Source organism: Propionivibrio dicarboxylicus, from assembly GCF_900099695.1.
Lineage (GTDB): Bacteria > Pseudomonadota > Gammaproteobacteria > Burkholderiales > Rhodocyclaceae > Propionivibrio > Propionivibrio dicarboxylicus.
Genome location: NZ_FNCY01000011.1, coordinates 26,680 through 48,825, shown reverse-complemented (window position 1 = coordinate 48,825; position 22,146 = coordinate 26,680). Strand labels below are relative to the sequence as shown.

Genomic DNA, 22,146 nt, shown 5'->3' with positions numbered 1-22,146 from the left:
CAGGGCAATATGTCACCGGCGAACTGTTGCATACGCCGCCGTTCTCTGCTTTCTCGACGCTGGGTATGCAAAGCCCGATCATACATGGTGGTGACGCGGCGGCGGGCGATCTGCATTCGCAGGCGCTACTCACTGCCTTTCTTCAGAGTCCGGCCTTCCAAGAGATGACGACTCGGCTATCCTCCGAGCCCTTCAATAGCCGCATGCTGATCGCCGCGGCATCCCAAGCTGTTCCGTCGGCAAAGCGGATCGCCTCGATGCCGCCAGGATTGAAATCACTACCGTTGGCAAAATAGTACTGGACCGTCAATTGATCCGGCATCCCCCGGATGCCGAGCGTCAGGGCGCCCCACCAGGTGCGTGATGCCGTCACATCCTCCGGCCGCACATCCTCCTTGAAGCGAACCACATCCTGCTTGTTGGGATCCCGATCCCACCCTCCGATCGTGTCCTGGCCGTCCCCCCGACCGAAGAGGTAGGTGTCGTTGCCGGAGCCGCCTTCCAGACTGTCGTTCCCCACACCGCCATCGAGCGTGTCGTCGCCGCCGTAACCATAGAGCGTATCGTTGCCGCCGAGTCCGGAAAGAACGTTGCTCATGTCATCGCCGGACAAGGCATCATCGCCCTCCGTGGCGATTATCATCCGCGCCTCGATGTCGGCTCCCCCCCATGCGCTTCCGTCAGAAAAGCGGATCGACTCGACACGGTATGGATAGCCTCCATCGCGGGAATAAAAGTGGTTTTTAACCGTCACTTGATCGGACGTCTCGGCGACACGGAGAATCAGATCATTCCATTGACGACGCACGGCCACGTCCGCCGCCGTCACGCCCGCCTTGAACCTCAGTTCATCCCGCTTCGAAGGATTCCATTCACAGCTCGATATCACATCCTGCCCGTCGCCACGACCAAAGAGATACGTGTCATTACCGTCGCCGCCGTCGAGAAGATCGTTCCCCGCCCCGCCGTCCAGCGTGTCGTTGCCGCCATACCCATACAGCGTATCGTTTCCGCCCAGGCCGGAAAGAATGTCGTCCGCTCCGTCGCCGTACAACATGTCGTCGCCACCGGTTGCCGTCCGCATCGCGACAATGATGTCCGCACGGCCCCATTCGCTTCCGTCCGCAAAACGGATCGATTCAATTCCAGAAGGATAAAATGAGCCGTTGTAGTAAAAAAAGTCGACGATAATCGCGACACGCTGTTCATCGATGCATCGATCGGCCAGGTCTGCTTCTCGCGCCGGGACGGGACGGCCGATCTGGCGGTGGGCCTGACAGACAGCGCCGCGACGATGACGATCCGCGGATTCTTCAGCGATCCGGCGGCCAAGGTGGAGCGCTTCGTGACCAATGACCATCGCATGTTGTCGGCCGCCGATGTCGTCGCCGCGGGCACGCCGTCACCGGCGGGCTGGAAGGCAGCGGACACGCTGGCGGAGCGCTTGATCACGGCAATGGCGCAGATGGCGCCGGCGTCGGCCGGGACGGCGCTTTCGACGAGCGATTTCCAGGCGCGTATGACATCGATTTATGCGGCGAACGTGATGGCATAGCGCTCGGTGTCAGGCGCGCATTTCCTCGGGGGCGCGCACGGGGTGGCGCGGGGGCTGTCGGTTTGTCGGTCGCGAATCCCCGTGCGCCCCGCCGCAAAACTGTGCTGATGCAGAATACAAGGAACGCCTCCGTTCATTGCTTTTGATCCGGACCAGAATCGGCGGGCGGCGGTGTTCATGCCGCCCGGTGCGGCGCCGCGGATCTAGGGAGAGACGCGAAATACCGAGGCGATGCTTTTGAGATTTTTGCGCATGTCATCGTTGGCGCGGAGTTGGCGCTGCGCGGCGCGATTGATCTCGACGACGGAGGTTTGATACTTGAGCAGGGCATCGACAAATCGCTCGAGACTGGAATGCAGATTGCCTATCCGTTTATGCATGATCGTTCTCCAGGATGCGTACAGGGAGGTGGCGCAGCGACCGCTGCGAGCACCCGATTAGTGCCTAATTTCCCGTATTAGTGCGTTGAAGGCGCTCCAGGTAAGAGCTGGCGGCAGCCTCGATGAACGGAAAAATGTAGGTGGCACCCATTTCGACGAGCAGATTGGTGGGGAACATGGCGTTTTTCCTTTCTTTCTCGATGATCACGGGAGAGAACTAGCATTTCGCGTGCCATGTGCCACGGTGCCTTCTCAATCCGGTGCCGGTGCTGTTCCGGTGGCATCGCGGCGCCTGCTGTCGGGGTGCTGTCGCCCGGGCGCAGATCGCGGGCGCGAGGCGTTTTTGGCACGGATGCGCCACGCTTCGCCGGGGGGCGGCGGTCAGTGCGTCGTCATGGCAGATGCGTTACGCATGCGCTGGAGGTACCATTACAGTCGGCTATAACTGTATTGCAACAAAAAATCTCAAACTGTATGTGGTGCGGCACAGTTTCGGAAACCATAATGCCCTCATGCATATCTACGAGAGTATTGCTCAAGAGTTCACGGCGCTGATCGGCGCGGGGCAGATTCGTCCCGGCGATCGCTTGCCCTCGGTGCGGCGGCTTGCCCAGCAGCGCAAGCTGTCGGCGTCGACGGTCATCCAGGCGCTGCGCGTGCTCGAAAGCAGGGGCCTCGTGGAAGCCCGGCCGCAGTCGGGATATTACGTCAAGCAAAGAAACCTGCGGCCGCTCGAAATCGAGAGCAGCGACCTCGTGCCGGAGCCGGTCGAGGTCGGCATCACCCACCGCATGCTCGGCATCCTGCGTGCTAACGGCATGCCGCATGCGGTTCCGTTCGGATCGGCATCGCCGGCGCCGGAACTCCTGCCGACGGCGCGCCTCGCGCGTCTCTACGCGAGTCTGGCGCGGAAGCACGTGAAGCTGCTGGCGGGCCTGAGCGACGGCGCCCACAGCGAGAACGCCTTCGCCAAATCGATCGTTCGCCGCTCGCTCGACTGCGGCTATGCCGTATCGCTCGACGAGATCATCGCCACCAATTCCTGTACCGAGGCGCTCAAGCTGAGCCTGCAGGCAGTCACTCAGCCGGGCGACACGGTCGCGGTCGAGTCGCCGACCTATTACGTCATGCTGCAGATGCTCGAGGCGATGGGCCTGAAAGCCCTGGAGCTGCCGACGAACCCGGAAACCGGCGTGTCGGTCGAGGCCCTCGATGCGGCGACGAAGAACGGCGAAGTCGCCGCCTGTATCCTGATCGCCAACGGCAATAACCCGTTGGGATGCATCATCCCCGACGAGAACAAGAAGGCGATTGCGCGCCTGCTGTCGTCGCGCAACGTGCCGCTTATCGAAGACGACATTTACGGCGACATCTGTTTCACCGCCGAGCGGCCGCGGCCGATCTATGCCTTCGACAAGAGCGGCAACACCATCCTCTGTTCCTCATTTTCCAAGATTGTCAGCCCGTCCTTGCGCGTCGGTTATGTCGCCGCGGGCAAACGCTTCACCGACATTTCGCTGCAAAAGGCGCTGACCAGCGGCAAGACCAATCCGCTGACGCAGCGTGTACTGGCCGAATTGCTCGATTCGCGCGGATTCGAAACGCATGTGCGCACCCTGCGCCGGCGTCTCGGCGAACAGGTGGCGAGAACGCGGGATGCCGTGGTCCGTCATTTTCCGGCAGAAACACGTATTACCGATCCGGTGGGCGGTTTCGTCCTCTGGGTTGCCTTGCCTGAAGACGTGAATGTGATGTTGTTGCACCGGCGGGCGGTCGAAGCCGGTATTACCTTCGTTCCCGGGGAGATGTTCTCGGCGAGCGGGCGTTATACCAATTGCCTGAGACTGGCCTGCGGACTTCCTTGGAGCGACAGGATTGAAGATGCCCTGCAGCGTTTGGCGAAGTTGATACCGACGTAATTTTTCCGTTTTAACCGACGTTTTTCGAGAGTGCCGCGCAGCGCGTGGCAGGGGTGCGGCTTGCCCATTTTTTTAGAGGCGGAGATGCTTTACACGATCATCAAAAAGAATAGCTATCAGGATTCGATCAGCCTGATGCTGTTGACCAATGCCATCAATACCCTCGACGGAGTCGTCAAGTGTTCCGTCATGATGGGGACCGAAGCCAACAAGGAAATTCTCAACGGCAGCGGTTTGCTCACGCCTGAAGGCGCGGCGGCTGCACCCAATGACATGATCATTGCCGTCGAGGCTGGCGACGAAAAGATTGTCGAGCGCGTGCTCGATGCCTCGGCGAAGTTCCTCAACGATCTCGCCGTCAAGAAGCAGGCGACCGGTACCAAGAGCGTGACGAGCATCGACGCCGCCCTGGCGGAAATGCCGGAAGCGAATCTGGCGCTGTTTTCGATCCCCGGCGAATATGCGGCCGATGAGATCGAGAAGGCGCTCGACAAGGGACTGCACGTCTTTTCATTCACCGACAATATTTCGATCGAGGACGAGGTCCGCCTCAAGCGTCTGGCGCATGAGAAGGGCGTGATGCTGATGGGCCCCGACTGCGGTACCGGCGTCATCAGCGGAATTCCGGTTGCATTCACCAACGTCGTCCGTCCGGGCAATATCGGCATCGTCGGCGCCTCGGGTACCGGCATCCAGGAAGTGACGACGATCATCGACCGCCTCGGCGGCGGCGTTGTCCATGCCATTGGCACCGGTGGCCGCGATCTCAGCGAAGAGGTCGGTGCCATCACCGTGCGCGACGCCATCGTCGGTCTCGAAGAGCACGATCCGACCGATGTCATTGTCGTGATCTCGAAGCCGCCGGCAAAGAAGGTCCGCGACGAAATCGTCGAACTGCTGCATAGCCTGACGAAGCCGGTGGTGGCGATCTTCCTCGGCGAGAAGCCGGATCACCACCAGGGACAGGTGCATTTCGCCCACACGCTCGAGGAGACCGCGCGGATCGCCGTCGATCTCGCCTTCGGCAGCAAGATCAAGTGCAATTACACGCAGCCGCTGGCGAACGAAGTCAAGGCGTCGCTCGCGTCCGGGAAGACGGTCAAGGGCCTGTATTCGGGCGGAACGCTGGCGGCCGAGGCCGCCATGCTGATCGCCGATGCGCTCGATCTCGGCAAACTCGGCAAGGAAGCCGGCTACATCCTCAATGCCAACGGCTATCAGGTGATCGATCTGGGCGACGACGTCTATACCCAGGGCAAGCCGCATCCGATGATCGATCCGGAAGTCCGCGTCAACAAGATTCGCGAGTGCGCCGCCGATGCCGATACCGGCGTCATCGTGCTGGATTGCGTCCTCGGTTATGGTTCGCACCCCGATATGGCCGGCGCCCTGGCGCCGTCGATCCGCGCGGCGCAGGAGAGCGCCCGGGCCAGCGGCCGCGAGCTGCATTTCGTCGCCAGCGTCTGTGGCACGCAGCAGGATCCGCAGAGCTACCAGGCCGCGATCGATACGCTGAAAGCCTGCGGCGTGCTGGTCGAGGAGAGCAATGAGCGGGCGGTCCGCCTGGCGCTGAAGCTGAAGGGTGTCGACCTCGGCGACGCGGACAAGCGCTTCGAGGCGGCGCCGGCGGCGAAGAAGCCGCTGCCGAAGGCGAGCGATGCCGTCGTCGATCTGCTCAACAGCAAGCCGCGCATCGTCAATATCGGCCTGCCGAGCTTCACCGAATCGATCGTCGCCTATGGCGGCCGCGCCGTGCAGTACGACTGGAAGCCGGCGGCCGGCGGTAACAAGAAGATGATCAAGCTGCTGAATTTCCTCTCGCGGATGTCGGTCATCGACACGGACAATGGCGACGTCATCGAGCGGATCAAGTCGGGACAGCCCTTCCTCGTCGACGTCGTGCCGGCGAAGTCGGTCATCGAGGTCCTCAACGGCCGCGCCCTGCTGCATGCCGGGCCGCCGATCGAGTACAAGAACATGACCGGCCCGATGCAGGGTTCCTGCGTCGGTGCCGTGCTCTTCGAAGGTTGGGCGGACGACGAGGCCAGCGCGCGCAAACTGCTCGAAACCGGCGGCGTGTCGTTCACGCCCTGTCATCACGTCGGCGCCGTCGGCCCGATGGGCGGCATCACCTCGGGCAACATGCCGGTGATGGTCGTCAAGAACCGCCTCGACGACACGACCGCCTACTGCATCATGAACGAAGGCATCGGCAAGGTGCTGCGCTTCGGCGCCTTCTCGGCCGATGTGGTGAACCGCCTGAAGTGGATGCGCGATTCGCTCGGCCCGGTCCTGTCGAAGGCGCTCCAGCGCAAGGAAGGCGGCCTCAACCTCAACGTGCTGATCGCCCGGGCGATCACCATGGGCGACGAATTCCATCAGCGTAATATCGCCGCCTCGCTCATCTTCCTCAAGGAAATGGCGCCGCTCGTCATGCAGCTCGACATCGACGCGCAGGAAAAGCTCAAGGTCGTCAGCTTCCTCGCCGACACCGACCAGTTCTTCCTGAATGTCATGATGGCGGTATCGAAGTCGATCATGGATTCGGCGCGCAAGGTGACGCGCGGCACGGTGGTGACGGCGATGTCGCGCAATGGCCGCGAATTCGGCGTGCGCATCAGCGGCATGGGCGACGAGTGGTTCACGGCGCCGGTGAATACGCCGAATGGTTTGTATTTCACCGGCTACAGCGCCGACGACGCGAATCCGGATATCGGCGACAGCGCCATTACCGAGACGGTCGGTGTCGGCGGCATGGCGATGGTGGCGGCGCCGGGCGTGACGCGCTTTGTCGGCGCCGGCGGCTTCCACGATGCCTTGCGGGTCTCCAACGAGATGAGCGAGATCTGCATCGGCAACAACCCGACCTGGACCATTCCGACCTGGGACTTCAAGGGCACCTGCCTCGGCATCGATGCGCGCAAGGTGGTGGCGACGGGAATCACGCCGCTGATCAATACCGGCATCGCGCACAAGCAGGCCGGCGTCGGCCAGATCGGCGCGGGGACGGTGCGGGCGCCGCTCGCCTGTTTCGAGAAGGCCATCCTGGCCTATGCCAAGAAGCTTGGCATCGATTTCGACTGAACGCGACGGGCGAGAAACCGACATGAAAAGCAATCTGCTACTGCACACCTGCGGCGACCGGAAGACGGTCGGCCGGGTGCATAGCGTTTTTGCCCGGGGTTTCAACATCGAATTTCCGACGCAACTGCTGTACGTCGGCGGCGACGATGCCCCCTTGTCGGCTTTCGGCCTGGCCTTGCCGGTGGCGCGCCTGCGCGAACTGCTGGCCGGCGTGCGGGTTGGCGATCTCGTCGTTCTCAAGGCGCAGCAGCTGTTCATCTATGGTCATGACGCTGTGATGAGCATCGACCTGGCCGAACTGCCGACCGTCGATCTGAGCGTGCCGGCCGTGGCCTGCGGCATCGACGCGATCGCCGCTTCGGAAGTGTATCGCCAGCTCGATGCGCTGGGTCTGGAGCGTTCGATCGGACTCAAGGTGGGACACGGATTCAGCGACGCCGATCGCGAACACCTGGCCTTGCTCTGCGAGGCCGACAAGGCCGATTTCGCCGCCAACAGTCGCGTGGTCGCCTATTTCGCCGGACGTGGGCAGGGGCTGACGCCGAGCGGCGACGACCTTCTGCTCGGCTTCACCTTCGCCCTGATGCTGTTCGGCCGCTATGCCGACTGGAATCGGGCCGTGGCTGCGGGCGTCACGCCGAAGACGACCACCGCGATCAGCGTCGCCTATGTCCAGGCGATGCTGATGGGGTATGTCGCCGAGCATCTTGCCGCACTCGCGGCGCTGATCGATGGCGGCGATGCGCGGGCGGTACGCCAGTGTGTCGATGCGGTGACGCAATTCGGTCACACGTCGGGCGTGGATACGCTGTTTGGATTTTTTCTGGGGCTCAAGTTTTTGACCCGGTCGTTTTAGCGCTGTGCATTGTTCAAAAAAGGAGAGGGCATGAATATCGAAGTAGCTGAAGTACGGCAGACCCTGGAGTGGCTGTCGTCGATCAGCGATGAGACGGGGCCGGGCACGACGCGCCTGCTGTACTCGCCGAGCTGGCTCACGGCGCAGAAGGCGCTCAAGGAGAAGTTCGAGTCGCTGGGCATGGAATGCCGCTTCGACGCGGTCGGCAACCTGTTCGGCACCCTTGTCGGCAGCGAATCTCCGGAGCGCAAGATCGCGACCGGCTCGCACGTCGACACGGTGGTGCGCGGCGGCAAGCTCGACGGCCAGCTGGGCATCTTCGGCGGCTATCTCGCCGTCAAGCATCTGCTCGAAACCTGCGGCCGTCCGAAGAAGAGCCTCGAGATCATCTCGATGGCCGAGGAAGAAGGTTCTCGCTTCCCCTATGTCTTCTGGGGCAGCAAGAACATTTTCGGCCTGGCCCGGCCGGAAGATGTCACCCACCTGAAGGACGGCCAGGGCGTCGGCTTCGTCGATGCGATGCGCGGCTGCGGCTTCGACTTCGGTGACGGCAAGGTCAAGGACGATCTCGACGCCTTTATCGAATTGCATATCGAGCAGGGCAACTTCCTCGAAGAAGAAAACGTCACCGTCGGCGTCGTCAATTCGATCGTTGGCCAGAAGCGTTACAACATCACCTTGCGCGGCGAGGCGAACCATGCCGGCACGACGCTGATGCGCTATCGCAAGGACACGGTCGAATGCCTGTCGCGTATCGTCGTGCACTGCCTCGACAAGGCGAAGGCCGCCGGCGATCCGCTCGTGCTCACCTTCGGCAAAGTGGTGCCGAAGCCCAACACGGTCAATGTCGTGCCGGGCGAGACGCTGTTCACCATGGACTGCCGCCATACCGACGCCGCCTTCCTGCAGGCATTCACCGCCGAACTCGAAGCCGACATGAAGGCGATCGCGGCCAAGGCCGGCATCGACATCGAGATCGACAACTGGATGAACGAGAAGCCGGTGTCGATGGACGCCAATGTCGTCAGCATCATCGAGCGCGTCTGTCGCGCCCGGCAACTCAACTACAAGGTCATGCACAGCGGCGCGGGTCACGACTCGCAGATTTTCGCGCCGCGCGTGCCGACCGGAATGATCTTCGTGCCGAGCATCAAGGGCATCAGCCACAACCCGGCCGAAGACACGAAACTCGAGGACCTGTGCGAAGGCATCAAGGCACTGGCCTACACCCTCCATGAACTGGCTTACTGATCTGAAAGGATTTTCATGAATACCGTTGCATTGAAAGACGGAATGAGAGCTTCATATCCGGACAACTACTGGAAGTTGCTCGTGTTCACGTTCTGCATGGGCTGGACGATCATCTGGATCTACCGCGCCATGCTCTCGCCGATCTATCCCGAAATCCAGGCGACGATCGGGCCGCAGACCAACGCCGCGATGGGCCTGATCGCCTCCTGCTATTTCTTCGGCTATACGGCCTTGCAGATTCCCTCGGGCTTCCTGGTCGACCGCTTCGGCCAGAAGAAAGTCCTGATTCCCGGCTTCAGCATCTTTGCCGCCGGCGTATTCAGCATTGCCTATGCCAATACGATTTCGATGATCTATCTCGGCGCCGTCATGGCCGGTATCGGTTGCGGTACGTATTACGGTTCCGCCTATTCGCTGACCTCGCAACATGTGCCGGCCGAGAAGAAGGGACTGCAGACGGCGATCGTCAATAGCGGTTCGGCGCTCGGCATGATCCTCGGCATGACCGGATCGAGCTACGTGGTCAAGACGCTGGGCCTGCCGTGGCAGACGATGGTGGTCGTGTCCGGCTGCCTGCTTGTCTTCCTCGTCCTCTGGTTCACTTTCGCCATCGTTGAGCCGAGCAAGGTCGCGCAAGCGCCCGGCGCCGCAACGAACAAGGCAGCGGTCGTCACCGAGGAGAAATCCAAGGGCTCGATCTTCCGCCTCTCGCTGGTGACCTGCTACTTCCTCTACTTCACCACCTGCTATGCGTATTACATGATCGTCACCTGGCTGCCGAAGTTCCTCGAAGCCGAACGCGGCATCAAGGGCGGCATGGTCGGTCTGGTGGTGTCGATGATCGCGGTGACGGCGGTGCCGGGCGCCCTGTTCTTCGCGCACCTGTCGGACAAGAAACGCGACAAGAAGGCCGAAGTCATCCTCTTCCTGGAAATCTCCGCGTTCGTCCTGATCGGCGTGTCGATGTTTGCGCCGGATACGACGACCTTCGGCATCGTCCTGCTGCTTTACGGTTTCCTCGGCAAGATGGCGGTCGATCCGGTGCTGATCTCCTACGTCTCCGACCAGGCTGACAAGAAGAACATGGCGACGACGCTCGGTACCTTCAACTTCTTCGGCATGTCCTCGTCGGTCGTCGCACCGGCGCTGACTGGTTACATCATCGACCGCACCGGCTCGGGCGTCTGGGGCTTCTACCTCGGTGCGATCCTGCTGCTGATCGGCGCGGTGACCTTCTATGCCGCCAACGCCGGCAAGAAAAAGCAAGCCAAGGCGGGATGATCGTGGGTTACCAGAACAATGTCCTGGGCTATCGGGCCGGTCTCCTGCAGAACCGGTCGGTCATCAAGGCCGGCCGCTATGCAGTGCTCGAGCCCGACGGCCTGGTCAGGAACGTGATTCCCGGCTTCGAGAATTGCGATATCACGATTCTCGGCTCGCCCAAGCTGGGCGCGAGCTTTGTCGATTACCTCCTCACCATTTATCCGGAAGGCGGAAATCTGCAGGGCTTCGGCGCCCCCGGCGAAGAGACGCTGATCTATGTGATCGAGGGCGCGCTCTCCGTCGGTACCGGCGAGCAGGTGCATGATCTGGCACGCGGCGGCTTCGCTTACTGTCCGCCCGGCGTCAAGCTGTTCCTGCATAACCGCAGCGGGGTGCCGGCGCGCGCCTTCCTGTACAAGCGCCGCTATGTTCCGCTTGAGGGGACGACGCCGTACATCGTCGTCGGCGATACCGAGGCGATGCCGTGGACCGAGTACGAAGGCATGAAGGATGTCCTCGTCAAGGACTTCCTGCCGAAGGATATGGCGTTTGATTGCAACTTCCATATCCTCTGCTTCAAGCCCGGCGCCTCGCACGGATACGTCGAGACGCATGTGCAGGAGCACGGCGCGTATTGCCTGAGCGGCCAGGGCATGTACAACCTCGACAATCAGTGGTTCCCCGTGCAGAAGGGAGATTACATTTTCATGGGGGCGTACTGCCCGCAGGCGTGCTACGCGGTCGGGCGGGATGAAGATTTCGCCTATGTGTATTCCAAGGACTGCAACAGGGATGTTGCGCTGTCCGATCCTTCGTGTTGAGGACGACTATCATGGGTAAGCAGTTGGTGATTGCGCTGGGCGGAAACGCCCTGGGAAGCACGCCGGAAGAGCAGAAGGATGCGGTCCTGGCGGCGTCCGGCAACATCGTCAGCCTGGTCAGGGATGGCTATAGCATTGTCATCGTGCATGGCAACGGTCCGCAGGTCGGCATGATCAACCTGGCCTTCGAACTCGCCTACGGCCAGAACCAGAACGTGTCGGCAATGCCGTTCGCCGAGTGCAGCGCGATGAGCCAGGGCTATATCGGCTTTCATCTGCAAAACGCGTTGCAGAACAGCTTCTACGCGAACGGGATGACGACGCACGTGTCGACGGCGATTACCCAGGTGGTCGTCGATCGTAACGATCCGGCCTTCCAGAAGCCGACCAAGCCGGTCGGGCTGTTCTATACGGAAGAGGCGGCGAACGCCATCGCCAAGGAGAAGGGCTATACCTTCGTCGAGGATTCGGGTCGCGGCTTCCGTCGCGTCGTGCCGTCGCCCGATCCGATCGACATCAAGGAGAAGGGCACCATCCGCTGCCTGATGGAGAACGGCGACGTCGTCATCGCTTGCGGTGGCGGCGGCATTCCGGTCTATCGCGAGGACGGCCTGCTGCACAGCGTCGACGTCGTCATCGACAAGGACAAGGCGGCGGCGAAGCTCGCCGACGTCATCGCTGCCGACACCTTCATCGTCCTGACGGCGGTGCCGCGCGTCGCCATCAACTTCGGCAAGCCGAATCAGCAGTGGCTGTCGCGCATTACCGTCAGCGAGGCGCAGAAATACATCGAGGAAGGGCATTTCGCTCCCGGTTCGATGTTGCCGAAGGTCGAGGCGGCGATCCGCTTCGTTACCTCGGGCGCCGGACGCGAGGCGATCATTACCTCGCTGGAAAACGCTTACCAGGCCGTCACCGAGGGTGGTGGAACGGTGATCTGTGCCGACTGACCGGCACGGAGGACGTGATTCTGGGAGCGCTGCCGTTGTCATGACGGCAGCGTTTTCCGCTTGCAGTGACAAGTTTTTCGTATTCGTCGCTATGGCGATGAATGCCGGCACAGGAGCATAATTCCACCGGTATCGATTTTATGCAAAAAGGATTGGATGAGACTATGTACAAGGACCTTGACACCTCACTAAGAACGATCATGACGCCCGGGCCGGTCGAGGTCGATCCCCGGGTTTTGCGCGCCATGTGCACGCCCATTCTCGGGCAGTTCGATCCGCAGTTCACCGGGATCATGAACGAAACGATGGAAATGCTGCGCAAGCTTTTCCAGACTGAAAATCATTGGGCATTCCCGATCGACGGTACCTCGCGCGCCGGCATCGAGGCCGTGCTTGCCAGCATCATCGAGCCGGGCGATGTCGTGCTGGTGCCGATCTACGGGCGCTTCGGCCATTTGCTGGTGGAAATCTCCCAGCGCTATGGCGCCAAGGTCGTGACGCTGGAAACGGAATGGGGCACGGTTTTTCCGCCGCAGACGGTGATCGAGAAGATCCGCGAAGTCCGCCCGAAGATCGTGGCGATGGTTCATGGCGAAACCTCGACCGCCTGCATGCAGCCGCTCAAGGAGATCGGCGCGGCGAGTCGCGAGGTCGGGGCCTTGTTCGTCGTCGATGCCGTCGCCACCATCGGCGGAACGCCGGTCAAGGTCGACGAATGGATGATCGATGCGGCCATCGGCGGCACCCAGAAGTGCCTGTCGGTGCCGTCGGGCATGGCGCCAATCACGTTTAACAGCCGCGTCGAGGAAGTGCTGCTGCGGCGCAAACGCGTCGAGCGCGGTCTGGCCGAGCGCGTGACCTCGGCCGAATGGGACGACGGCGTCATCCGGACGAACTATTTCGACCTGAGCCAGTTGATGGATTACTGGGGTCCGGCGCGCCTCAATCATCACACCGAAGCGACCTCGATGCTGTATGCCTTGCGCGAGGGCTTGCGCCTGGTGCTCGAAGAGGGCCTGGAGGCGCGCTTCAAGCGCCATCTGCGGCACGAGGCAGCGTTGATGGCCGGTCTTGAGGCGATGGGGCTGTCGCTCTACGGCGAGCGCGTCAACAAACTGACGCCGGTCACTGCCGTGAGCATCCCGGCCGGTATCGACGGCGAGGCCGTGCGCGCCATGCTGCTCAATGACTTCGACATCGAGATCGCCAGCTCGTTCGGGCCGCTCAAGGGCAAGATCTGGCGCATCGGCACGATGGGCTACAGCGGCCGTCAGAAGAACGTGCTGCATGTGCTGGGCGCGCTGGAGGCGGTGTTGCTCCGCTTCGGGGCGAAGGTCAATGCCGGCAAGGCGGTTCAGGCGGCATTGGATGTGTATCACGACAAGTAGCACTGAGGGGTGTTCACAATCAAGCGCTTGGTTGTGAACACCCCAGGACCGATTCATAACGGGAGGGCAAACAATGCCAAATGACACGGTGGTTGATTCCAGCTTACGTTTTTCTTGGGGGATGACATGGCAAAATTTCTGAAATCACTCTTTGGCCAGGTCATTGCAGCCACGGTCATCGGCGTTGTTATCGGTTTGTTCTGGCCGGCTTTTGGCGCTTCGCTGAAACCGCTCGGTGACGGCTTCATCAAACTGATCAAGATGATCGTTCCGGTGCTGGTGTTCTGTGTCGTCGTCCATGGCATTTCCAGCGCGGGCAACCTGAAACGCGTCGGGCGGGTCGGCGTCAAGGCGCTGGTCTACTTCGAGGTCGTCACCACCGTCGCGTTGCTGCTCGGTCTGGCGCTTGCCGTCATCTTCGAGCCGGGCGCCGGCATGAACATCGACCCGGCGAGTCTCGATGCGAAGTCGATGTCGGCCTACGTCGAGAATGCCAACCGACTGGCCGGCGGCGGCGTGGTCGAATTCATCATGAAGCTGATTCCCGGATCGGTGATCGGCGCCTTCGCCACCGGCGATGTGCTGCAAGTGCTGATTTTCTCGGTACTGTTCGGCTGTGCGCTGTCGATTTCCGGCAAGCACGGCGTACCGGTCGCGAACATGATCGACGCAGTCTGCCAGGTGCTGTTCAAGGTCATGGGCATCATCATCAAGCTGGCGCCGCTGGGCGTGCTCGGCGCGATCGCCTTCACCGTCGGCAAGTATGGCATCGGTTCGCTCAAGCAGTTGGCCTACTTCGTTTCGCTGTACTTCGTGACGGTGATCGTCTTCGTCTTCCTTGTCCTCGGCCTGATCATGCGCGCTGCCGGCTACTCGCTGCTCAAGTTGCTGCGTTATCTGCGCGAAGAGTTGATGATCGTCTTCGCGACGACCTCGGGCGACAGCGTTCTGCCGCAGGTCATGGCCAAGCTCCGGCATATGGGGATTCGCGATTCGACGGTTGGACTGGTGATCCCGACGGGATATTCATTCAACCTCGACGCCTTCTCCATCTACATCACCCTGGCGGCGGTATTTATCGCCCAGGCCACCAATACGGCCTACACGATGGGCGATCTGGCGGCGATCCTGGCGGTGTCACTGATCACCTCGAAGGGCGCACACGGCGTTCCGGGCTCGGCGATCGTCGTCCTGGCGGCGACCTTGCAGGCGATTCCGGGTATCCCGGCGATCGGTCTGGTCATCGTGCTGTCGACCGACTGGTTCATGGGAATCGCGCGGGCGCTCGGCAACCTGATCGGCAATTGCGTCGCCACCGTGGTGATCGCCGAATGGGAAGGCGACATCGACAGGGAGCGGGCGCACCGGATTCTGGACGGCGAGACCCTGGCGGAAAAGGAAGCCGATTACGACTACGAAACGACGGAAACCCCGCGTTGAGTGTGATGCGACAGAGTGGAGAGGATTGGTAATGAGTAACGAGGCAGTCGTTTTAGTCAATAAGGAAGAGCTGCACCGGCTGATCAAGGCCAAGGTGATGAAGGCCGGCTTGCCGGAGGACCATGCGCAGGAGGTCGCCAACCATCTGAGTTATGCCGATAGCCGTGGCGTGCATTCGCACGGCGCCGTGCGCGTCGAGTATTACGCCGAACGCATCGCCAAGGGCGGCAGCAATGCCCGGCCCGAGTTCTCGTTCCGTCAGACCGGTCCCTGTACCGGGGTCTATGACGGCGACAACGCGGTCGGCATGGTGGTCGCCCGCAACGGCATGATCGAGGCGATCCGGATGGCGAAGGAGAACGGGATCGCTCTGGTCGGCATGCGCCGGCTCGGGCATTGCGGGACCTTGTCCTATTTCCTGCGCATGGCCACCGAGGCCAACCTGATTGGCATGTCGATGTGCCAGTCCGACCCGATGGTGGTCCCGTACGGGTCGGCCGAGCCGTATTTCGGCACCAATCCGATCGGTTTCGCGGCGCCGGTGCCGGGCCGTTCGCCGATCGTCTTCGATATGGCGACGACGGTCGGCGCCTGGGGCAAGATTCTCGATTCCCGTGCCAAGAACAAGCCGATTCCGCCGACCTGGGCGGTCGATCGCGACGGGCGTCCGACCACCGATCCGTTCGCGGTCGGCGGGCTGGTGGCGATTGCCGGGGCCAAGGGCTATGGCCTGATGATGATGGTCGACATCCTGTGCGGTTCGATGCTCGGCGTGCCCTTCGGCAAGCATGTCAGTTCGATGTATGCCGATCTTTCCGCCGGGCGCGAACTGGGGCAAATCCACCTCGTCATCAATCCGGAATTCTTCGGCGGCGCCGAGCAGTTTGCCAATTGCATCAGCGCCATGGTCGAGGAAATCCATGGCCTGCGTCCGGCCGAAGGCTGCGGCCAGGTGCTCGTTCCGGGTGAGTCGTCGGAGGCAGTGGCCGAGCGCTATGCGCGCAACGGCATTCCGATCGTCAAGGAGATCCACGACTATCTGGTCAGCGCGGATGTCCACTATGACCGCTACGACGGGAAGACGGCGTTCGCGTCGGAAGTGCAGGACTGAGCCACAGGGAGGCGCGATGGAAGGGCTGGCGATGACGAAACTTCAATTGCCGGATGCCGAGCGGCAATGCGTGCAGCTGGCCGGCCTGATCCGGCCGCAACTGACGCCGGAGACGCTGCTCGTCGGGATTCACACGGGCGGCGCCTGGGTCGCCCGGCGTCTGGCCGAGATCCTCAAGCTGGAAGGCCGGATCGGCCTGCTCGACATCTCCTTCTATCGCGATGACTTTGGCAAGCGCGGCCTGCATCCGCAGGTCAAGCCGACCTCGTTGCCGCTCGATATCGACGGCCGGCCGCTCATCCTCGTCGACGATGTGCTGTTTACCGGTCGCACGACGCGGGCGGCGATCAACGAGTTGTTCGATTATGGCCGGCCGTCCTCGATCCGGCTGGCAGTACTGGCCGACCGGGGGGCGCGCGAGATTCCGGTGCAGGCGGATTTTTGTCCCTGGACGCCTTCGCTCGATGAGCATCAGGAACTGGTGCTGACCCTGAGCAAGGACGGACGCCTCTGCTGGCGGGTCGAGACGGAGGCGCTTGAGACGTCTCCGTCCGGGGTGTCGATCGACGCGATGCGGCGCCAGGCCCGCGCCTGTGCGCTTGAGGTGTTCTCCTAGTCCGGTCTCAGGCTTATCGCTCGTCCAGCCAGCTCATTATTTCGGCATAGACCGACGCGCCGGTCGGGTCGCGCGTGTCGCGGTCGAAGTCGTGCGTCTCGCCGTAAACGGTCATGAGCCGTGCGCCGGGAATCGTCCGTGATAATGACTTCGACATCCGGTAGGGGACGTCCGGGTCCATGGTCGCAGCCGCCAGGAAGGTCGGCGGGAAGGTGGCGAGTTGGGCCGCGTCGAGCGAATAGCGGGCGGGCGGGGCGTCCCCGCACAACATCCCGATCCACGATCCTTGCTGTCGCGCGGTGACATACAGGGCGAAGCGCGTGTTGATGTCGCCATCGGTGACCGGCGTGTGGCCGACGATTCTCTCCACCTCTTGCGGCGACAGGCTGGGAAAGCTGCTGTAGTGCTTGCTCGGCGTCAGGAACGCGGGGTCGTCGAGGCGTGCGTAGCCGTACAGGCTGATGATCGCCTTCGGGCCGGGGATGCCACGTTCATTGAGCGCCTGGCAGAGCGTCAGCGCGAGATAAGCGCCGGCGGAACGGCCGAACAGCACGTAATCCGGGTTGTCCAGCGGAAACCGCGGGTCGCGCCGGGCAATGCCGGCGGCAATCAGTTCGATCATCGTTGCCAGGATCGTATCCAGGTTCGATTCCGGCGCCAGCGGGTAGTCCGGCGCCAGCACGTCATAACCGGCGTGCAGGAAAGCATCGAGATGGCATGGCGGCAGATCGTGCCGCGTCCCGTACACCAGACCGCCGCCATGGAGGTACAGGATCGTCGTCCTCCTGTGCGGCGTCGCCGAACGGTAGAGCGAGAGCGGAACGTCGATCCCGGTGGTAGAGGGAACGGTGAAAGATTCTGATGTGGACATGGGCATTGACTACGCGATCAGCGGGCGGCGATCCGGGCATGCCTGCAATCGAACGACGATGCGTATCCAGCCGTCATGATGATCAATGACGGCCGGTCGAACGCTTATGCGGCGCGGTTTATTGGAGAGAGAATTCGGCATTCTTGCGATAGAACCCGAAACACTCCTTGATCGATTCGAGTTGATCGTGACAGAGGTCGGCAAACTCGATGCCACACAGGTAGTTGTTGCCCGACTTGTTCTGCCAGGCAATTTTCCCCTTGATGTCGATGGGGGCTTGCGCGCCGTAGTGGTCGAGGTCTGCGTGTGGCAGGTACAAGGAGACGGAGACCGCCTTGTCCTTGTGCACGGCTTTAGGAATTCTGATCCGCAAGCCGGAGGTCGAGAAGTCGCTGGCGATGCCCTCCAGGGTGTTTCCTTCCTGGCTGAGCTTGACGCGCAGCGTGTTCTGGGCGCGCGGGGTTCGTCTCTTCTCGTGTTGTTTTGCCTCGATGATGAGGCCCCCAGTGAAATCGAAGGCCGACATCAGCGTGTTGAGGCGGGTGGTGATCGCCAACAGATCCTCGCCGATGGCTGCCGTCGTGCCGACTTTGGTACTGTTCTCCTTCAACGTCGAGAACAGCGTTTCCATGGTGCTTTCGAGCGACCCGAACTGTTCCATCTGTTGCTGGCTGGCGAGCGAAATGCCCTGGTTTGCCCGGGCCGTGTCCACGGCCGTCTGGGCAATGCCCTCGATGGTCGTGGCGGTCTTGTGGGCTTCCTGCTGACTGATCTCGACGGTGTCGACGACGGCGCCCATGCTATCGACCACCTGGCTGACCTTCTGCGAGAGCCGGAGGATGATGTCACCGACTTCCGAGGCGGAAAGGGTGGTTCTTTCCGCCAGTTTCCGGACTTCATCGGCGACGACAGCGAATCCCCTGCCGCTTTCGCCGGCGCGCGCGGCTTCGATTGCGGCGTTTAGGGCGAGGAGGTTGGTTTGCTCGGCGATTTCCTTGATCACTTTGACGATGTTCTGAATCAGCTCGGCGAATTTTTCGAGTTCCTGAATCTCGCCGGAGGCGCGATTGACTCTTTGTGTCGTCTCTTCAAGTTGATGAATGCTCTGCCGCACGTTGCCAATGCCTTCGCGGGCGAGTTTCTCGACACGATCGGAGTGATCCGAGGCTTCGACGGCTTGTGCCTGAACCTCGGTGGAAATCTGGTGCACCTGTTGCATCGCCGCCTCGACATTGCCGGAATTGCTTTCCTGCTCCTGGCTTGCCTCCGATATCTCGTTTGAAATGGAGGCGACTTGGAAGGCGGATTGCCCCATGTTGCGGGAACTGTCTTCGATTTCCCGCAGGATCTGGTGCAACTTCTCCTGCATCTCGCTCATGGACGACAGTAACTGGCCGGTTTCATCCGCTGTGTCGATGGTGATCTCGTTATCGAGCTTGCCGTTGGCAACGCGCTGGGCAATCGAGACGGCATTGCTCAGGTTGCGGCTGATCTGCTTCACAATCAGGTATGACAGCGCGAAACCCAGCGCGACGGCGAACATTCCGAGCAGCATCGAAATGCGGGAAGCAAATGCGGCGGTATCGATGACCTGCTTTTTCGTTTCCGAGGCTCTTGCCGTCGATTTGGCGATGTTGTCGAGCACGAGTGCCTTGATTTCGCGCCACAACGGCGTTTCTTCACGGATCGTCAGTTCCTTCGCCTCGTTCAACTGGCGCGATGCGGCAAACGCAATGATCTGTTCCTGGATTCTGCTCTGCTTTTCTCTCAGGATCCGGATTTTTTCCAGGTTCTCCTTGCGCTCGCGATAGCCGCTCGAACCGTCGATTGCCCGTTTCAGGGCGCTATCGAAGTCGGCAGAGGCTTTCCTGAAGTTGTCGAAGCCCTGCTTGTTGTCCGGGTCGAGTTGGGCGTTGCGCAATGCGGTCGCGATCTGAAGCCCTTGGGCATACATTTCGGTGTAGGTGAGCAAGGTGACCTGATCTTTGTCGACGAACTCCTCGAAGCGTTCCGCCGTCTCGGCACCACTGAAAATCGCCCAGATGAGGGCGACGCCAAACAAGGTGAATATCACACCGATCAAAGCCAGGATCTTCGATCGGATCGTCATTCTTGCGAACATAATTCTCCCTTATGTTCAGGTGTGAGTGGTTGGCTAAGCCAAATTATTTGTATTGGATATTATACAGGCATGGAGAGGGCAGCTTTCGCGGCAAGTGCCTGCTCGCGGCGGTTTTATTCTGCCTCGGTCGTCGATGACGACGGTCTGATGCCGGCGAACGGGGGCGATCCGCACTTGCGTGCGGCTGCAGTGATCGCATTGGCGTGTGACGGTCGGCGGCTGCCGCCCCTGCCTGCGTTTTGCGCGGACAGGGGCGATGCAGGGGGCTCCGTTCGCTCAGCCGCCGGCGACGGCGCCGACGATGTCGATGCGGTCACCGCCGGCGAGCGCGGTGGCCGCATGTTGTCCGCGCGGGACGACTTGTCCGTTGCGCACGACGGCGACGCGCTGGCCGGCGTGGCCGGTCGTTTCGAGCAGTGCCGCGACGGTCAGCGCGGCAGGGTAGGAGCGGCGTTCGCCGTTCACGATGATTTCCATGGCATTACCTCGATCGGGGTGTGAAATGGCGGGGACGGCAATTGTCATAGCGATCCGTCCCAGTCCTTGAAGACCGGCTGGAAGCGCCGGGCGACGAGTGCGGCGGCGACCTCGGCGACGCTGCGCTGGTCGGTGATCTCGAACTGCAGCGCGTCGGCATCGGGTGGATCGACATAGCCGCCGACGCCGGTGCTCGACCCGGCCGAAAAGCGCGTGACGCCGAGCGGCAGGATGGCATCGCGGAATTCGGCGCGTTCGCGCGTCGATACGGTGATGCCGGCGCGCGGCAGGAACATTCGCAAGGCGGTCATGAACTGGACGAAGCTCTTGTCGCCGATGCGGTGGTCGGCGTCGAAACTGCCTTCGGCCGGGTTGATGCGCGGCAGCGAAATGGCGACTTCGGTTTGCAGGTAATGATCTTCGAGATAACGCGCGTGCAATCCGGTGAAGAAGATTTCGCGGCGCGGTTCGGCGAGTCCGAGCAGCGGGCCGATATTGACGAGGCGCAGACCGGCGCGGGCGGCGCGTTCGGGCGCGTCGAGCCGCCAGCCGTAGTCGCGTTTCTTGCCGCCGAGGTGCACGCGCCGGTAGGTGACGGGATCATACGTCTCCTGGAATACCGTCATGCCATCGACGCCGGCGGCGCGCAGTGCGCGGTATTCCTCCTCGTGCAGCGGATAGACCTCGATCGACACCGAGGCGAAGTGGCGCTTCAGGCAGCGGGCCGCGGCGGCGATGTATTCCGGCGGCGTGATGCGCCGGTCCTCGCCGGTGAGAATCAGCACATGCTGCATGCCGGTGCGAGCGATCGCTTCGGCTTCGGCTTCGATGGCGTCGAGGTCGAGCACACGGCGCGGCATGTCGTTGCCGACGTTGAAGCCGCAGTAGGCGCAGCGGTTATTGCAGTGGTTGGAGAGATAGAGCGGGATGAACATCTGGATCGTGCGGCCGAAATGCTGCACGGTGAGTTGGCTCGCCCGTTGTGCCATGGCTTCGATCCGGCGTGCTGCCGGCGGCGCCAGCAGGGTCAGGAAATCGGTGACACTGAGCTTTTCCGCCGCCAGCGCGCGCTCGACGTCGGCGTCGGTGACGCGCTCGAAGAATCCGGGAAAATCGAAATCGGCATAGCGGTCGATAGAGTCGCGAAAGGACATCGTCAAGATCCTCCCGGCCGTCAGTCGTCGAGAAAGGCGGTCAGCGGCGACGAGGCGCGCGCATCGCGCGAGGCGTCGGCGAGTGTCGCCCGGTAGGCCATGCGCCCGGCGCGGACGGCGTAGTCGAAGGCGCGGCCCATGGCTTCCGGATCGCTGGCGGTGGCGATGGCGGTGTTGACGAGCACGGCGGCGGCGCCGAGTTCCATCGCCTCGGCAGCATGCGAGGGCCGGCCGATCCCGGCATCGACGATGATCGGCAGGCGGCAGTTCTCGATCAGCAACTCGATCAGCATGCGCGTTTCAAGACCGCGGTTGGTGCCGATCGGCGATCCCAAGGGCATGACCGCAGCGGCGCCGGCGGCTTCGAGGCGCTTGGCCAGCGTCAGGTCGGGGGTGACGTAGGGCAGCACGATGAAGCCTTCGCGGGCGAGGATTTCCGTGGCCTTCAGCGTTTCCCAGTTGTCCGGCATCAAGGTCTTCATGTCGGTGATGACTTCGATCTTGACGAAGTCGCCGTAGCCGGCTTCGCGGGCGATGCGGGCGATGCGCACGGCCTGTTCGGCGTCGCGCGCGCCGGAGGTGTTGGGCAACAGCGTCACGTTCGGCGGAATCAGGTCGAGGATGTTGTCATCGGGCGCATTGCCGCCGACGCGGCGCAGCGCGACGGTGACCATTTGCGAACCGCTGGCGGCCAGCATCTTGGGGATGTCGGCGTTGGCGGCGAACTTGCCGGTGCCGGTGAATAGCCGGTTGCTGAAGCGGACCGGGCCGAGGGTGAGGGCGTCGTCGTCGGCTGCGGAGTGGGTCGCGGAGTGGGTCGTGATGCCGGGCGATGCGGGGCGGGTGGGGGTGTCGAAAGCGTCCATGCGGGGTCTCCAGTGATCAACA

At 62.1% G+C, this 22,146-nt stretch carries 19 protein-coding genes; 12 read left to right on the top strand and 7 right to left on the bottom strand.

Annotated elements, in window-relative coordinates:
- Window positions 1–142 precede the first annotated feature (142 nt).
- On the bottom strand, window positions 143–1,360 hold the full coding sequence (locus tag BLR25_RS13245) for a calcium-binding protein (protein WP_091938369.1): 1,218 nt from the start codon (window positions 1,358–1,360) through the stop codon (window positions 143–145).
- Here BLR25_RS13245 and BLR25_RS13240 point away from each other — a divergent pair.
- Window positions 1,346–1,555 carry a hypothetical protein gene (locus tag BLR25_RS13240; protein ID WP_143009851.1) on the top strand — a complete coding sequence of 70 codons (210 nt, stop codon included), beginning with the start codon at window positions 1,346–1,348 and terminating at the stop codon, window positions 1,553–1,555. The two genes, BLR25_RS13245 and BLR25_RS13240, sit on opposite strands and share 15 nt — an antisense overlap.
- A 203-nt stretch (window positions 1,556–1,758) precedes the next feature.
- Here the strand turns inward: BLR25_RS13240 and BLR25_RS21290 are convergent, their stop codons facing one another.
- On the bottom strand, window positions 1,759–1,935 hold the full coding sequence (locus tag BLR25_RS21290; protein WP_176785887.1) for a hypothetical protein: 177 nt from the start codon (window positions 1,933–1,935) through the stop codon (window positions 1,759–1,761).
- A 512-nt stretch (window positions 1,936–2,447) separates the two neighbouring features.
- Here BLR25_RS21290 and BLR25_RS13235 point away from each other — a divergent pair.
- The 11 genes from BLR25_RS13235 (at window position 2,448) to pyrR (ending at window position 16,634) form a co-directional block, all read left to right on the top strand.
- On the top strand, window positions 2,448–3,854 hold the full coding sequence (locus BLR25_RS13235; RefSeq protein ID WP_091938367.1) for an aminotransferase-like domain-containing protein: 1,407 nt from the start codon (window positions 2,448–2,450) through the stop codon (window positions 3,852–3,854).
- A gap of 84 nt (window positions 3,855–3,938) precedes the next feature.
- Window positions 3,939–6,938, top strand: coding sequence for a bifunctional FdrA/YlbE family protein (locus BLR25_RS13230; protein WP_091938366.1), 3,000 nt, complete (start codon window positions 3,939–3,941; stop codon window positions 6,936–6,938).
- 22 nt (window positions 6,939–6,960) lie between these two features.
- Window positions 6,961–7,794 (top strand): oxamate carbamoyltransferase subunit AllH family protein, encoded by an 834-nt coding sequence (locus BLR25_RS13225; protein ID WP_176785886.1) that lies wholly within the window; start codon window positions 6,961–6,963, stop codon window positions 7,792–7,794.
- Between the two features lie 30 nt (window positions 7,795–7,824).
- Window positions 7,825–9,045, top strand: coding sequence for an allantoate deiminase (gene allC, locus BLR25_RS13220; protein ID WP_091938364.1), 1,221 nt, complete (start codon window positions 7,825–7,827; stop codon window positions 9,043–9,045).
- Between the two features lie 42 nt (window positions 9,046–9,087).
- On the top strand, window positions 9,088–10,326 hold the full coding sequence (locus tag BLR25_RS13215; RefSeq protein WP_091938363.1) for an MFS transporter: 1,239 nt from the start codon (window positions 9,088–9,090) through the stop codon (window positions 10,324–10,326).
- Between the two features lie 2 nt (window positions 10,327–10,328).
- On the top strand, window positions 10,329–11,129 hold the full coding sequence (gene allE / locus BLR25_RS13210; RefSeq protein WP_091938362.1) for a (S)-ureidoglycine aminohydrolase: 801 nt from the start codon (window positions 10,329–10,331) through the stop codon (window positions 11,127–11,129).
- Window positions 11,130–11,140: 11 nt separating this feature from the next.
- Window positions 11,141–12,079 (top strand): carbamate kinase, encoded by a 939-nt coding sequence (gene arcC / locus BLR25_RS13205; RefSeq protein ID WP_091938361.1) that lies wholly within the window; start codon window positions 11,141–11,143, stop codon window positions 12,077–12,079.
- A gap of 164 nt (window positions 12,080–12,243) precedes the next feature.
- Window positions 12,244–13,467, top strand: a complete 1,224-nt coding sequence (locus BLR25_RS13200) for a pyridoxal-phosphate-dependent aminotransferase family protein (RefSeq protein ID WP_091938360.1) — start codon at window positions 12,244–12,246, stop codon at window positions 13,465–13,467.
- A gap of 126 nt (window positions 13,468–13,593) precedes the next feature.
- Window positions 13,594–14,907, top strand: coding sequence for a C4-dicarboxylate transporter DctA (gene dctA / locus BLR25_RS13195; protein WP_091938359.1), 1,314 nt, complete (start codon window positions 13,594–13,596; stop codon window positions 14,905–14,907).
- Between the two features lie 31 nt (window positions 14,908–14,938).
- Window positions 14,939–16,018: an ureidoglycolate dehydrogenase gene (allD, locus tag BLR25_RS13190; protein ID WP_091938358.1), complete on the top strand. Its 1,080-nt coding sequence runs from the start codon at window positions 14,939–14,941 to the stop codon at window positions 16,016–16,018.
- A 31-nt stretch (window positions 16,019–16,049) separates the two neighbouring features.
- Window positions 16,050–16,634: a bifunctional pyr operon transcriptional regulator/uracil phosphoribosyltransferase PyrR gene (gene pyrR, locus BLR25_RS13185; RefSeq protein WP_091938442.1), complete on the top strand. Its 585-nt coding sequence runs from the start codon at window positions 16,050–16,052 to the stop codon at window positions 16,632–16,634.
- Window positions 16,635–16,647: 13 nt separating this feature from the next.
- Here pyrR and BLR25_RS13180 read toward each other — a convergent pair whose 3' ends face one another.
- From BLR25_RS13180 to BLR25_RS13160, 5 genes are all read right to left on the bottom strand, one after another.
- Window positions 16,648–17,505 (bottom strand): alpha/beta hydrolase, encoded by an 858-nt coding sequence (locus BLR25_RS13180; RefSeq protein WP_176785885.1) that lies wholly within the window; start codon window positions 17,503–17,505, stop codon window positions 16,648–16,650.
- Between the two features lie 118 nt (window positions 17,506–17,623).
- Window positions 17,624–19,627 carry a methyl-accepting chemotaxis protein gene (locus BLR25_RS13175; RefSeq protein ID WP_091938356.1) on the bottom strand — a complete coding sequence of 668 codons (2,004 nt, stop codon included), beginning with the start codon at window positions 19,625–19,627 and terminating at the stop codon, window positions 17,624–17,626.
- Window positions 19,628–19,903: 276 nt separating this feature from the next.
- Window positions 19,904–20,104, bottom strand: coding sequence for a sulfur carrier protein ThiS (gene thiS, locus BLR25_RS13170; protein WP_091938355.1), 201 nt, complete (start codon window positions 20,102–20,104; stop codon window positions 19,904–19,906).
- A 44-nt stretch (window positions 20,105–20,148) separates the two neighbouring features.
- Window positions 20,149–21,258, bottom strand: a complete 1,110-nt coding sequence (gene thiH / locus BLR25_RS13165) for a 2-iminoacetate synthase ThiH (RefSeq protein ID WP_091938354.1) — start codon at window positions 21,256–21,258, stop codon at window positions 20,149–20,151.
- Window positions 21,259–21,278: 20 nt separating this feature from the next.
- A complete protein-coding gene (locus BLR25_RS13160; RefSeq protein WP_091938353.1) occupies window positions 21,279–22,124 on the bottom strand; it encodes a thiazole synthase in 846 nt (281 codons plus the stop codon).
- Window positions 22,125–22,146 lie beyond the last annotated feature (22 nt).

Coding starts and splice junctions, on each gene's coding strand:
- BLR25_RS13245 (WP_091938369.1), bottom strand. CDS start 1,360: ATGGTCATTGGTCACGAAGCGCTCCACCTTGGCCGCCGGATCGCTGAA.
- BLR25_RS21290 (WP_176785887.1), bottom strand. CDS start 1,935: ATGCATAAACGGATAGGCAATCTGCATTCCAGTCTCGAGCGATTTGTC.
- BLR25_RS13235 (WP_091938367.1), top strand. CDS start 2,448: ATGCATATCTACGAGAGTATTGCTCAAGAGTTCACGGCGCTGATCGGC.
- BLR25_RS13230 (WP_091938366.1), top strand. CDS start 3,939: ATGCTTTACACGATCATCAAAAAGAATAGCTATCAGGATTCGATCAGC.
- BLR25_RS13225 (WP_176785886.1), top strand. CDS start 6,961: ATGAAAAGCAATCTGCTACTGCACACCTGCGGCGACCGGAAGACGGTC.
- allC (WP_091938364.1), top strand. CDS start 7,825: ATGAATATCGAAGTAGCTGAAGTACGGCAGACCCTGGAGTGGCTGTCG.
- BLR25_RS13215 (WP_091938363.1), top strand. CDS start 9,088: ATGAGAGCTTCATATCCGGACAACTACTGGAAGTTGCTCGTGTTCACG.
- arcC (WP_091938361.1), top strand. CDS start 11,141: ATGGGTAAGCAGTTGGTGATTGCGCTGGGCGGAAACGCCCTGGGAAGC.
- BLR25_RS13200 (WP_091938360.1), top strand. CDS start 12,244: ATGTACAAGGACCTTGACACCTCACTAAGAACGATCATGACGCCCGGG.
- dctA (WP_091938359.1), top strand. CDS start 13,594: ATGGCAAAATTTCTGAAATCACTCTTTGGCCAGGTCATTGCAGCCACG.
- allD (WP_091938358.1), top strand. CDS start 14,939: ATGAGTAACGAGGCAGTCGTTTTAGTCAATAAGGAAGAGCTGCACCGG.
- pyrR (WP_091938442.1), top strand. CDS start 16,050: ATGACGAAACTTCAATTGCCGGATGCCGAGCGGCAATGCGTGCAGCTG.
- BLR25_RS13180 (WP_176785885.1), bottom strand. CDS start 17,505: ATGTCCACATCAGAATCTTTCACCGTTCCCTCTACCACCGGGATCGAC.
- BLR25_RS13175 (WP_091938356.1), bottom strand. CDS start 19,627: ATGTTCGCAAGAATGACGATCCGATCGAAGATCCTGGCTTTGATCGGT.
- thiS (WP_091938355.1), bottom strand. CDS start 20,104: ATGGAAATCATCGTGAACGGCGAACGCCGCTCCTACCCTGCCGCGCTG.
- thiH (WP_091938354.1), bottom strand. CDS start 21,258: ATGTCCTTTCGCGACTCTATCGACCGCTATGCCGATTTCGATTTTCCC.
- BLR25_RS13160 (WP_091938353.1), bottom strand. CDS start 22,124: ATGGACGCTTTCGACACCCCCACCCGCCCCGCATCGCCCGGCATCACG.